Source organism: Rhizobium phaseoli (genome assembly GCF_003985125.1).
GTDB lineage: Bacteria > Pseudomonadota > Alphaproteobacteria > Rhizobiales > Rhizobiaceae > Rhizobium > Rhizobium phaseoli.
This window is the reverse complement of record NZ_ML133565.1, coordinates 499,733-511,839: the sequence shown is the minus strand read 5'-3', so window position 1 is coordinate 511,839 and position 12,107 is coordinate 499,733. Positions and strand designations below refer to the sequence as shown.

At 60.8% G+C, this 12,107-nt stretch carries 11 protein-coding genes; 6 read left to right on the top strand and 5 right to left on the bottom strand.

Features of this window, described 5'->3' with window-relative positions; genetic code table 11:
* Window positions 1-138: 138 nt before the first annotated feature.
* The 5 genes from repB to EFD56_RS02315 all read right to left on the bottom strand — a co-directional run bounded on the left by repB (window position 139) and on the right by EFD56_RS02315 (window position 5,066).
* A complete protein-coding gene (gene repB / locus EFD56_RS02335; RefSeq protein ID WP_004679089.1) occupies window positions 139-1,140 on the bottom strand; it encodes a plasmid partitioning protein RepB in 1,002 nt (333 codons plus the stop codon).
* A 4-nt stretch (window positions 1,141-1,144) separates the two neighbouring features.
* Entirely contained in the window at window positions 1,145-2,338 is a 1,194-nt protein-coding gene (gene repA, locus EFD56_RS02330; RefSeq protein ID WP_004679091.1) for a plasmid partitioning protein RepA, read from the bottom strand.
* Between the two features lie 274 nt (window positions 2,339-2,612).
* A complete protein-coding gene (locus EFD56_RS02325) occupies window positions 2,613-3,926 on the bottom strand; it encodes a hypothetical protein (protein WP_126904526.1) in 1,314 nt (437 codons plus the stop codon).
* A 98-nt stretch (window positions 3,927-4,024) separates the two neighbouring features.
* Window positions 4,025-4,246 (bottom strand): AbrB/MazE/SpoVT family DNA-binding domain-containing protein, encoded by a 222-nt coding sequence (locus EFD56_RS02320; RefSeq protein WP_126904525.1) that lies wholly within the window; start codon window positions 4,244-4,246, stop codon window positions 4,025-4,027.
* A gap of 67 nt (window positions 4,247-4,313) precedes the next feature.
* Entirely contained in the window at window positions 4,314-5,066 is a 753-nt protein-coding gene (locus tag EFD56_RS02315) for an SDR family oxidoreductase (RefSeq protein WP_126904524.1), read from the bottom strand.
* Window positions 5,067-5,400: 334 nt separating this feature from the next.
* On the opposite strand from EFD56_RS02315, the gene EFD56_RS02310 reads away from it, so the two are divergent.
* The 6 genes from EFD56_RS02310 to EFD56_RS02285 all read left to right on the top strand — a co-directional run bounded on the left by EFD56_RS02310 (window position 5,401) and on the right by EFD56_RS02285 (window position 12,085).
* The gene (locus tag EFD56_RS02310) at window positions 5,401-9,036 is read left to right on the top strand and encodes a PAS domain-containing protein (protein WP_126904597.1); all 3,636 of its coding nucleotides are present in this window, start codon (window positions 5,401-5,403) and stop codon (window positions 9,034-9,036) included.
* On the top strand, window positions 9,033-9,674 hold the full coding sequence (locus EFD56_RS02305; protein WP_012489926.1) for a response regulator transcription factor: 642 nt from the start codon (window positions 9,033-9,035) through the stop codon (window positions 9,672-9,674). The genes EFD56_RS02310 and EFD56_RS02305 overlap by 4 nt, the downstream gene beginning before the upstream one ends.
* Before the next feature lie 2 nt (window positions 9,675-9,676).
* The gene (locus tag EFD56_RS02300; protein ID WP_004679103.1) at window positions 9,677-10,054 is read left to right on the top strand and encodes a response regulator; all 378 of its coding nucleotides are present in this window, start codon (window positions 9,677-9,679) and stop codon (window positions 10,052-10,054) included.
* 1 nt (window position 10,055) lies between these two features.
* Window positions 10,056-10,748: a response regulator transcription factor gene (locus tag EFD56_RS02295; protein WP_037145816.1), complete on the top strand. Its 693-nt coding sequence runs from the start codon at window positions 10,056-10,058 to the stop codon at window positions 10,746-10,748.
* A 146-nt stretch (window positions 10,749-10,894) separates the two neighbouring features.
* Window positions 10,895-11,287, top strand: a complete 393-nt coding sequence (locus EFD56_RS02290; protein ID WP_126904523.1) for an ArsR/SmtB family transcription factor — start codon at window positions 10,895-10,897, stop codon at window positions 11,285-11,287.
* A gap of 132 nt (window positions 11,288-11,419) precedes the next feature.
* Complete coding sequence (locus EFD56_RS02285; protein ID WP_004679108.1) at window positions 11,420-12,085, top strand: nitroreductase; 666 nt, start codon at window positions 11,420-11,422, stop codon at window positions 12,083-12,085.
* Window positions 12,086-12,107: the final 22 nt, after the last annotated feature.

Here is a 12,107-nt window from a genome sequence, read left to right as displayed (position 1 = left end):
TCAGGCAAAAGAAAACGATCCGCCAATTTGGTGCCTAAGACGCTTGACTGTGATTCGTGGAAATGCGATTCTCGATGTGCTTAAGATCTGAGAAGGGCTTCCACGACGGCGTCGTTGGGGGCCTTTTTCTTTTGCGCGCTACGCTCCTCTGTGCTTTTTGAACTCCTGGAACAGGCTTTGCAGCCGTTCCTGGACGAATTGATCGAAGCCCGGCGCCATCTTGCCGTCGAAGACGAAGGTCGCACCCGCGGCTGTCTTCTTGATCATGACGGGAACGCCACTGACTTCGGTTCTGGCCACCGCCGGCCTTTGCACCGCCGTCGTCTTTGTTGCCAGAACGAGCGCCCGCTGAAACCGCTCATCGCTTGACATTCTGCGCGCGTCGTCCGCGGACAACTCTGCGAGGATCTTCCCGACGTCGGCTTTCTCAAGCCGCTCGCCGAGCTCCAGCCACCGTCGGCGGCCAATATCGGGCGCCGCGCCAATGGCGTTTATGAGATCGAGGGGAACCTGCCGCATGACGATCAGCATTCTCGACAGCGCCGCCTTGTCGACGGCGAGCGCCGCCATGATCACATCGCGGCCGAAGCTGCGCTCCTCGAGCCTCGAGGCGAAGAGCGCGCGCTCGATATAAGAAAGATTGGTTCGGGCGCTGTTTTCCTGTCCCTGGCTGACGACCAGCTGACCGTCGGTGAGGTCGCGGACGACCGCGCGCACCCTGATGCCGAGCTCTTTGGTGGCGGCAAGGCGGCGATGGCCGTAAGCGACCTGGTAGCGTCCCCTGGTTTCCGGATGCGGACGGACGAGGATCGGAACCTGCTGCCCATGCTCGCGGATCTGCTCGACAAGCTGCGCGAGTTCGGCCGCATCGATCGCCAACCGGTCGCTGACGAAGGACGCGTCGATCAGGCCGGTGTCGAGTTCGACGATGGCCTGGCCGGCGGCGAGCTGCCGTTCGAGCTCGCTCGCACGCTCCATTTTTTCGGTAATGTTGCCGAGCGTCTTGGTGATGCCGCCGACCGGTGCAGCGCTACGCTCCTGCGGCACGAAGCCTGCAATCGGACGATTGTCGCGCGGTGCGACCGCTTCCACCCTTGCCGGGTTCGGGGCGGAAATCTCGATGAGGTTCTTGCGCGCCATCTATCTATTTCCTTCCCCAGGTCGAGCGAATATGCGCCTCGATCTCGCTGTTCACGAGATTGAGCGATTCCAGCGCCCGGTCGTAGGTTCCGCGAGTGAATTGAGACCGCTCGACCTCGTAAAGCGTCTGCTTGGTGACGCCGGCGTCGGCAACCGCTGTCGACTTCACCATGGCGTTGTGAAGCATTCGATTACCGAAGATCGCCCGCATGAAGCCGGTCATCTGGCTCTGCGGCCCGTCGTTCGGCTCGAAGCGCGTCACAAGATAGCGCATCCAGTCATAGCTGGTGCGCCCGCCGGCCCTTTCGACGACCGACATCAGTTCACTTGTCATCGTCAGAAACTGCGACATCGACATGACGTCGAGCATCTGCGGGTGGACCGTGATCAATACCGAGGTCGCTGCGCAGAGCGCCGACATCGTCAGGAATCCCAACTGCGGCGGGCAATCGACGACAACGACGTCGTAAAGGCTTTCGATCTCGGTCAGCACCTCGCCGATACGCGCAAAGAACATCGTCTCCGCCCTTCCGGACGCCATCGCCTTCGGCGTCTCATGCTCGAATTCCATCAATTCGAGATTTCCCGGAATGAGATGCAGATTGGGCGTATAGGTTGCGCGCACGATATCGGCAATTGGGCGTGGTTCCTCGTATCGGATCGCCCCGTAGATCGTCTCGCCTTCGCCGACGTCGAACTCCGGCTGATGGCCGAACAAGGCGGATAAGGAGGCCTGCGGATCGAGGTCGACGGCAAGCACGCGGTAACCGCGCAGCGCCATGAACTGCGCCAGATGAGCAGCCGTGGTGGTCTTGCCCGAACCGCCCTTGAAATTCATGACAGAGACGATCTGGAGCTTTTCTCCAGGCCTGCGGGCGGGCACATATTTCGGCGTTCCGTTTCGCTCGTCGAGAACGCGGCGGATCCGGTCCATGTCGGTTGCGCTGTAAAGCCGGCGTCCGTTTGCGAGCGGATCGGGCCCGTGGCCGTCGGCGGCGACCTGCCTGAGATAACCTTCGCCGATGCCGATGAAGGCTGCCGCTTCCGCCGGCGAGAAAGTGCGGATCGTCTTCTGGGAAAGCGGCGGGAAGATTTTTGCCTGATGCTGCTGAAGCTGATAGGACAACTCCTTCGCATCTGTTGCCAGAAGCGACGGGAGATGCTCTTGATCGTCTTGAAGAGCAAGACTCGGCTGCATGATCGTTTTCCCAAGTAACTGCGCAATTTTGAACGAAAGCGCTTCAGTTGCGCAGTTACTATATGCCGCGATTCGTGAGCGAATTACAAATGGTTAACCGGACCACGCCTCGACGCACACGAAACGGGTTCGGAAATCTGGCAATTCGCGGACCGATCGGCGGTGATTCCCATCCGAGCGAGGGCTGAAGGCCAAGGCTCGCGCCATCGGTCATGCACATGAAATTCATAAAATTTTGGCAATGCCGCGGGCGGAACGGAAAGGCCCGGGCCGACTACTGCTCGTCATCCTTCAAATAGTTGTTGCCGTTGATCACCAGGAGCCCGTCGGAACTCTTGTCCGGTTCGAAAATGCTCAGGCTCTCCGTCTTGCCGGTCGCGTCGGTCAGGTCGAGGCGATAGCCGGAAAGCCTATAGCGTCCGCTGGAGCCCGGCCGATCGCCCGACGCCGTCACCCCCGACTGCGATCCGCCGATTTCGTTCGTCATCGAAGCTCCGGACCAGCGGCTGCGTTCGAAAGTGCCGTTTTTATGCAGCGTCAGCGTATTGCTAGCGGCAACTGATCCCGACGACGTTGCGGTCATGCCGCTCGAAGCGAATGTGTAGCCCCATGCGCCGTCGAGCGTCGCGCCGTCCCGGAATGGCGGCACTGCGCGATAATCGTCTCCGTCGATTACCAGATCATCGCCCTTTTTCGAAAGGGGCTTCGTCTCGATCTCAATCGTGCCATAGGCCGAGGTGAGGCTGCGCATTTCGATCGATCCGGCAGAGGAGAAAAGGCCACCACCGGTGAGTTTGTAAAGGCCGCAGTCGGATGGGTTTTCCCTACAGTGCTCGACAATGCTCCGGCCACCCTTTGGCAGTTTCGTGCTGAACAGTCCCTTCGGCTCGAACATGGTGATCTCGCTATCAGAATAGAAATCCACGCCGCCGAAGACATTCGGGCGGACACCGGTATCGAGATGGGTAAAGACGCCGTCGAGCCCGCCGTCATCGCTTGCAGGAACGAGATCGAAATCCTTATCCGAAGGATCGAGCTTCAACGAGCGCACGAGAGCTTCAAAATCGGCCTCGGCGCTTTGACTTCTGTCGCCTTTGAGGTTCAAGAGCACGAGCTGCAGATAGGCCTGCCGCTTGTCGTTGGCGACGCCTACGACGATCTGGCTGATGCTGACATTCTCCTGCTGAACGCAGCAACGTTCCTCCACGCGGATATCGTGGCCATTTATGGTCACCCCGTAATGCTTGATCAGGATATCTTCCTTGGCCATCTCGGGCAGCGATGCGACGAAGCTCTTCACGCCGGCCGGAAGGGAATTGCGCCCGCCCGAGAGCGGCTTGGAGATCTGGATCAGTGCGCTGCCGCGCTTGTCGTCTTCCGTTTCGGGGAAATCCTTCTGCAGCATGAAGAGATCGCCTTTGCCGGTCTTCCTCCAACCGGAAGCAGCATCGGGCAGCGTCACCGTCAGCCCGCCAATATCTGCGGATGCGGCGAGTGCCTGCGGGCAGGATAGAAGGCAGAAGAGGACAACAAGGAGTTCCAAGACCGATTTGACCCCGCGGATCCGCTCGCTGTTCCTGTTGCCCATGTGCCCCTCCCCTGCCGTTTCGGCGACCGCCGACCGGACTTGGAGCAGGACCGGAGATTTTCAACCTTGGGCTTCATGAAGATTTTTTGAAATCTGGCTCACGCCGCAAAACGCCAGCTTAAAGATCCGGCGATATCAATTTCAGGGAGGGGAAATAAGTGCGATAGCGCCCGACATCCTGCGTCGGCAGCGCGCACCAGAACCACGCGGCCATCGGCAGCGCGATGAAAATCGACCCTGCTGCCGGCAACGATGCCGAGCATGTCCCGGACCGGCTTCGGGATGGTGACCTGCCCTTTGGCGGTAACGGTCGTGGCCATTCTCGCAGCTCTGTAATGCCTTCTTTTCAAAAGGTATTACCTCGCGCAGCAAATTTCAAACCGGCCGTTAGGCGGCCATCGATTGAAAGAGCCAGTCGGAGAGCGTCTGGCTCGCCGTGCGGGCGCCGGCACCGGGAAGCAGCACATTGCCGGTCAATTCGACGTCGAAATAGGGAACGGACGGATCAGTCATCACCGGCCGTTGGTCTTCGTTTGCGGCGAGATAAATCCGCGCGATTTCGTCGATTCCGAACTGTTCCGGGCCAGCGATCTCGACGATACCGCCGACGGGACTTCCCGCTGCCAGTTCCATCAGAAACGCCGCGACGTCACCGGCGGCGACCGGCCGCATTGCCGCGGGCGGCAAGCGAAGGACGTCGCCTTCGGCACCGATTTCGATTAAGCCGTTGATGAACTCGTAAAACTGCGTCGAGCGGAGGATCGTGTAGCCTCGGCCGGAAGCACGGATGAGATTTTCCTGCACCAGTTTCGCCCGGAAATAATCGCTTTCGACGAGGTAGGGCGTGCCGACGACCGAGAGCGCGAGATAATGCCTGACATTGGCTCCGGCCGCAGCGGCGAGCAGGTTCTTCGTCGATGTTCTGAAGAAATCGAACGCCGAACTATCGCCGAACGATGCGGCGTTGGTGACATCGATGACGATTTCATTTCCCGCCATCGCCGCTTCGAGGCCCCTGCCCGTCACCGTATCGACACCAAGCGACAACGATGCGACCGTGACATCGTGGCCTGCCCGGCGCAGTTTCGCCGTGAGTTGCGTTCCGACAATGCCGCTTGCTCCCGCTACCATGATCTTCATATCGACCCTCGCCATCGCAGCCCAATGCTCGCGGTGGGGCGACAATGACCGGAAAGTCGGAGAGCTTCCATCGTGCCGGAAGTCCGGCGTCCTAGTCCTTGGGCCTAGGTGAGCCAGCCTCCGGTATAGGGTGCGCCATCGGATAAAGCGGACACCCGTATCCCTTTGCTCCGATATCCGGCTGCATCCCCGCGCAATGCATGGGTTTCCATGAGTTGCGGTTGTGGTGAGGCAGGATTACGGTTCAACCATGAGCTCGCCGGCCCGAAAATCAAAAACAACCACCGCAAATGCTGACAACCCGCCGGTTATTTCTGTCCGCCAGGAGCAGCTGATTATGAACGTCTGGTCGCACCGTCCCAGGCTTTTGCATCTGAGCTTCTTTATTGCGGCTTATGTGCTTGCCTGCGGCTTTGCTCAATCTCTGGCGATCGTGCCTGGAACCGGCATTTCCATCTGGCCGGCGAGCGGGCTGTTCATCGCGACGCTTATCCTCAGCTCCGGCTACAGCTGGCCATGGTGGGTGCTGGGCGGCTGCCTGGCAGAGATGTTCAGCAATGTCCTGTGGTTTCATAGTCCACCGGCTGCCGCCTTTCTGATCTATGTCGGCAACGCCCTGGAAGCGCTGGTCGGGGCCTGGCTGGTGAACCGCGTCCTGAAACGGCCGGTGCGGCTGGAAAGCCTGCAGGAAGTCCTTGCTTTCGTCGCGCTCGGCGCCGGCGTTGCCCCGATCGTCAGTGCGACGGTGGGAAGTGCGACGCTTGCCTGGTTCAGCATCCTGTCGCAATCCTTCGTGACGGCATGGCCTCTTTGGTGGATCGGCGATGCTACCGGCGTCCTCATCGTGGCGCCGCTGGCGCTCGTCGTGCTCCACAACTGGCGCGGCAGGCCGCAGCTTTCGAAAACACAGTGGATGGAAGCCTGTATTCTCGGACTTATCTTCCTCGCCGTTGCCGCTCTTTCGCTGAGCGGCTACCTGCCCTTCGCCTACATCATCATGCCGCCTCTCCTGTGGGCCGCGGTCCGCTTCGAGTTCAAGGGCGCGGCAGTCTCGCTCGTGCTGCTGGCACTGATAACGGCGGTCTTCACGATAACGGGCGCCGGCCAATTTGCGGGCGATCCGGAGTCACAGAAAAACAAGCAGATCATGCTGCAGCTTTTTCTGGCCATCTCGGCGCTTTCGGCGCTCATTGTCGCCGCCATTTCCCGTCAGCATCAATTGGCGACCCTTTCACTGCATCAAAGCTTGGAGGCATTGCGCGAACGGGAACGCGAACTCTCACAACTCGTCGACATGGTGCCGAGCCACGTCTGGCGACTGACGCCGGAGGGCGAGCCGACTTTCTTCAACAAGCGCATGGTCGACTTCCTCGGCCTTGATGTGGCGGACTCCGACAAGCCGGATATGAGCCGGCTGGAAGCGGTGCTTCTGGCCATCGTTCATCCCGACGATACAGCTGAATTCAGAGCAGCGCTCAGCCATTGCCTCGTCACCGGCGAGACCTTCGCCATGCGCTATCGGCTGCGCCGGGCCGACGGCGTCTATCGCTGGATGTCGAGCCGCGCCGAACCGCTGCGGGATCAGGCCGGCAATGTCCTCCAGTGGTATGGGCTTTGCCACGACATCGACGATCAGGTGCATGCCGAAGAGGCGCTCCGGCAAAGCGAACGGCAGCTTCAGCAGATGATCGATGCCGTTCCGGTCCGCGTGTGGAGCGTCGAGCCCACCGGCGGCTCGATCTACTTCAACAAACGGTATCAGGACCATTTTCGCGCCGTCATTGCCGATTTCGACGCTGCCGGCGAGCCGCGCATCGAAGATCTGCTGCAGCAGCTGATCCATCCCGAAGATGCGCCCGACGTTCAGCGCACCTTGCGGCAGTGCTTCGAAAGCGGCGACGGTACCGCGATGCGGTTTCGCTGGCGCGAACAAGACGGCGTCTACCGCTGGGCCGAATGCAGGGTAGAGCCGCGGCGTGATGAAGACGGAAAGGTCGTGCAGTGGTACGGCGTTTCCCTCGATGTCGACGAGGAGGTGCGTGCGCTGGAGGCCCTGCGCGACCGCGAGCGCGAGCTGTCGCAGCTCGTGGACATGGTCCCGGCCCAGATCAGGCGGCTGACACCGACAGGCGAGCCTGTCTTCTTCAACAAACGCCTGATCGACTTCTTCGGCCTCGACGTCGGCGACATGGATCAGCCGGGCGTGAGCCGCCTGTCGGCCGTCATTCATACACTTGTCCATCCCGATGACGCACCAAGGCTGCTTCAGACGGTTCACCGCTCGCTCGTCAGCGGCGATCCCTTCTCGATCAAGTACCGCATGCGCCGCTTCGACGGAGCCTATCGCTGGGTCGACGGCCGCGCCGAGCCGCTGCGGGATCAGAACGGGGCCATCACCCAATGGTGCGTCATCTCAGTCGATATCGACGATGAGATGCGCGCACAGGAAGCGTTGCGCGAGCGCGAGCGCGAGCTCTCGCAACTGGTGGACATGGTTCCGAGCCTGCTCTGGCGGCTTGATCAGGACGGCACGCCGACCTTCTTCAACCAGCGCCTGATCGATTTTCTCGGTCTCGACATCATCGATATGAAAATGCCGGGTGTAACCCGGCTTGCAGCCCTCATCGAAGCCGCCGTTCATCCTGACGATGCCGCCAGCCTCACCGAAGCACTCCACCACTCCCTCGCCACCGGCGAACGCTTCTCCAAGCAATATCGCCTGCGGCGCGCCGATGGCGTCTATCGCTGGGTCAGAGGCAGCGCCGAGCCCCTCAGGGACGAGAACGGGCGGATCATTCAATGGTACGGCTTGACGCATGACATCGACGATCAGCTTCGCATCGAGGAGGAGCTGCGCGAGAGGGAGCGTTCGCTCTGGCAAATCGTCGAAACGCTGCCCGCAATGATCGATTGCGCGGCTCCCGACGGAGAACCGGTATACCGCAACCCCCGACTGCGCGACTTCCTCGGTTACAAGCTGGAAGAATTGGACGGAACAGGAAAAACCCGGCTGGACGGCACGCTCGACGCAGGCGTTCATCCCGACGACGTGGCGAGCGTCAAACTGGATTATGCCCATTCATTGCGCACCGGCGAGCCCTATGCGCGCAGGCATCGCCTGCGGCGGTTCGACGGCGAATACCGGTGGGTCGAGACACGCGCTGCGCCGATGCGCAATGCCGAAGGCGTCATCGTCCAGTGGAATGTCATCTGCCTCGATATCGACGGAGAGGTTCGGGCGGAAGAGGATCTGCGTCAGGTGCGCGAGGGCCTTGCGCGGGCGAGCCAGGTGGCGAGCCTCGCCGAGCTTTCGGCCTCGATCGCCCACGAGGTGAACCAGCCGCTCGCCGCCGTCGTCGCAAACTCGCATGCCTGCCAGCGCTGGCTGATGGCCGACCCTCCGAATATGGAGCGGGCGCAAAGGACGGTCGAGCGCATCATCCGCGACGCCAACTCGGCGGCGGATGTCGTCAGCCGTATCCGCGCCCTGTTCAAACAATCCGCCGACAGGAGAGTTCATACGGCGCTTTCGGGCGTGGTCAACGAGGCGCGCAGCCTCATGGCGGACGAAGCGGCGCGCCGTCGCGCCCGGATCGAGGTTTCGGTCGATGACAACCTTCCGCTCATCGCCGTCGATCGTACCCAGATCCAGCAAGTTCTGATCAATCTCATCCGCAACGGCATCGAGGCGATGGATGGCGTTGCCGGCGACAAGGCGATCGAGATGCGCGTGCGCCATATGGGCAATACCATCCAGACCGAAATCAGCGATCGCGGCTACGGGATGGAGTTTCCCGAGAAGATGTTCGAGCCGTTCTTCACGACCAAGGAACACGGCATGGGCATGGGTCTGGCGATCTGCCGCTCGATCGTCGAACTGCATGGCGGACGATTGTGGGCGGAGAAGAACCAACCGCACGGAGCAACGTTGATCTTTACATTGCCCATTGAAACAAAGGCGGTGTCATGACGGCGGACGACCATATCGTCTTCATCGTCGATGACGATGAACGTATCCGTGAAGCGCTCGGCGAGCTGCTGGATTCGCACGGCATGCGTGCGGTCGCCTTCGAATCGGCCGGCGATTACGTGAAGATGGACAAGCCGGATGTCCCTGCCTGCCTAATCCTCGACATCGAACTGCCCGACATCAATGGCCTCGACCTGCAGGGACAGATCGCCGACGGGGATCATCCGCCGATCGTCTTCATCACCGGCCATGGCGACATCCCCTCCTCCGTGCGTGCGATCAAAAGCGGCGCCGTGGATTTCCTCACCAAACCGTTCAGCGATGCCGATCTCATGGCGGCGATCCACGCGGCGATTGCCCAGGATCGACGAAAGAGAGGCGAACGCGCCGAACTCGACATGCTGAAACGGCACTATCTCGACCTGACACCGCGCGAGCGCGAAGTGCTGCCGCTCGTGGTCAGCGGTCTTCTCAACAAGCAGGCGGCAGCCGAACTGGGGATCAGCGAAGTGACACTGCAGATCCACAGAAGGAATGTGATGCAGAAAATGGCGGCGGCGTCGCTCGCCGATCTCGTCCGGATCGCGGAGAAACTGGAAATACCGATTACCCACTCGCGCCGGGTGGGGGGGAATTGAACATGAACGAGACAAGACATGTCGTCGCCGTTGTCGATGACGATCCAAGACTGCTTGAATCGATGGGCGACCTTCTGGAATCGGCGGGTTATGTGGCCCGAGGCTTCCCGTCGGCGGGCTCGCTGCTCGTCAGCGGGCTGTCGGACCTGGATGTGCTCATCACCGATATCGGAATGCCCGGTATAGACGGCTTCGAGCTTCGCGACCTTGTCAGGAAGTCACGTCCGGAATTGCCGGTCTTCCTGATCACGGGCCGCCACGAGATCGCCGATCAGGGCCGCGCTCAGGGCACCGGCGGATTTTTCCGCAAGCCCTTCGATGCCCAGGCCCTGCTGGCGGCTATCGCCAATGCTTTACATCAATCGAGAGATGGAGGGTAACATGAGAGTTGACCAGCCGTTGCTGCGGAGATCGGCGTCGTTATCGCTGCAGTGCAGATATCAAGAGGACCAGCCGCTCGTCATTATCGTCGATGACGACGCATCGGTACGCGAGGCGCTGTCCGAGCTGATCCTTTCTGCCGGTTTCCAGTCGGTCAGTTTTGCCTCGACCCGTGAATTGCTTGACGCCGACATATTGGAAAACCCCGGCTGCCTGATCCTCGATGTGCGCATGCCGGGAGCAAGCGGCCTTCACCTGCAGAGCCATCTGGCCGAGAACGGCATTTCCAAACCGATCATTTTTCTGACCGGGCACGGCGACATTCCGATGACCGTCCAGGCAATGAAGGCGGGCGCCGTGGATTTTCTCACCAAACCGGTGCGGGATCAAACGCTGCTCGACGCCGTCACCGCGGCCATTGCGATGGATGCCGAACGACGGGCCGAAGCCGCGATCGCCAAACGCAATATCAAGCGCCTGGAGACGTTGACGCAGCGCGAGCGCGAAGTGCTGCACGAAGTGGCGCGCGGACGCCTCAACAAACAGATCGCCTTCGATCTCGGCATCAGCGAGGTGACGGTCAAGCTGCATCGCAGCAATGTGATGCACAAGATGGAGGCTGCGTCGATCGGTGAACTGATCAGGGCCTGGGAAACGCTGCCGGCGCAAATGCGTCAGGCCGGCTCGCGTTAGCTCGGCCTGGCGCTTTCCAATGAAGACTGTCCAATTCATGCGCGCCGTATCCGATTCGCGTTGAAAAAGACGCCGCGGCGCCAGCAATGGGTTTCGGCTTCGCACCCATGCGTTATCTCTAAATTAAAGCTCAGGGATATGACTTCATGCCCGGCTTTGATTCCATAAGGAGATCACGCCTGTACACTCGATCGTCAGCCACGCCTTCGCGCGAAACCAACGCCTTCGACATCGAGGCAACCTTCTTGTCGGCCATTGGGAACGCCAAACGGCTCCACATTCTGCATCTGTTGACCGAGGGAGAAGTGTCGGTGACCGACCTTGCGGATGAAGTGGGATTGAGCCAGTCTTCGACTTCCCAGCATCTGGCAATTCTTCGAGAACACGGACTCGTGCAGACACGACGGGTTGCCCAGACGATTTATTATTCCCTTCAGTCGGGCATGGCGAGGACGATGCTCGATACGCTCGCCGATATCTTCGGATCGCGCCGTCGCTCTCCGGAAGAACGCGTTCGAGCCAGCCACCTGATCAAATGACCATGTTGCTCCTGCCGCTCAATCCCTGATGAACGTTTGATGTACGCCTCCTAGACCAGGGTGTGGTTACGCCTCCATTGCGAATGGAGATAATGAACCACAGCAGCAACGGAACGGTCAGGAGAGGCGATCATGGACGTCTATGAGGCAGTCACAAGCCGGCGGTCGGTGCGCGGATTCAAAGACAAGCCTGTGGCGAGGGAGATACTCGAGCGCGTGCTGTCCGCCGCCGCCTGGTCGCCGTCAGGATCGAACATCCAGCCGTGGAACACCTATGTGATGACCGGCGCATCGCTGGCCGAACTCAAGACTTCGGCCGTCGAGCGCGTGGCCCACGGCGACCCCTGGGACAAGCGGCAGTACGAGATGTACCCGGCCGCGCTGAAGTCCCCATACGGGGAGCGCCGATCCGCCTTCGGCAAGGAGCGCTACAGCGCGCTCGGCATTGCCCGCGAAGACTGGGAGGCGCGCCAGCGGGCAGCAATCGCCAACTGGAACTGCTTCGGCGCGCCCGCTGCCCTGTTCTGCTACATCGACCGTGACCTGGGCCCACCCCAATGGGCCGATGTCGGCATGTATCTGCAGACCGTCATGCTGCTGCTGCGCGCCGAAGGACTGCACAGTTGCCCGCAAATGGCATGGTCACAGGTTCGCGAGACAGTCGCGGAAGCCCTGTCACCGCCGGACGGGCTCATTCTCTTCTGCGGCATGTCGATCGGCTACGAGGACCCCGCAGTCAGTTTTGCCCGTACGGGCCGCGCGCCCCTCGCCGAGACGGTCACTTTCGTCGACAATTAATGCCTGCGCTAAAGGAACAAGA

Coding starts and splice junctions, on each gene's coding strand:
- repB (WP_004679089.1), bottom strand. CDS start 1,140: ATGGCGCGCAAGAACCTCATCGAGATTTCCGCCCCGAACCCGGCAAGG.
- repA (WP_004679091.1), bottom strand. CDS start 2,338: ATGCAGCCGAGTCTTGCTCTTCAAGACGATCAAGAGCATCTCCCGTCG.
- EFD56_RS02325 (WP_126904526.1), bottom strand. CDS start 3,926: ATGGGCAACAGGAACAGCGAGCGGATCCGCGGGGTCAAATCGGTCTTG.
- EFD56_RS02320 (WP_126904525.1), bottom strand. CDS start 4,246: ATGGCCACGACCGTTACCGCCAAAGGGCAGGTCACCATCCCGAAGCCG.
- EFD56_RS02315 (WP_126904524.1), bottom strand. CDS start 5,066: ATGAAGATCATGGTAGCGGGAGCAAGCGGCATTGTCGGAACGCAACTC.
- EFD56_RS02305 (WP_012489926.1), top strand. CDS start 9,033: ATGACGGCGGACGACCATATCGTCTTCATCGTCGATGACGATGAACGT.
- EFD56_RS02300 (WP_004679103.1), top strand. CDS start 9,677: ATGAACGAGACAAGACATGTCGTCGCCGTTGTCGATGACGATCCAAGA.
- EFD56_RS02295 (WP_037145816.1), top strand. CDS start 10,056: ATGAGAGTTGACCAGCCGTTGCTGCGGAGATCGGCGTCGTTATCGCTG.
- EFD56_RS02290 (WP_126904523.1), top strand. CDS start 10,895: ATGCCCGGCTTTGATTCCATAAGGAGATCACGCCTGTACACTCGATCG.
- EFD56_RS02285 (WP_004679108.1), top strand. CDS start 11,420: ATGGACGTCTATGAGGCAGTCACAAGCCGGCGGTCGGTGCGCGGATTC.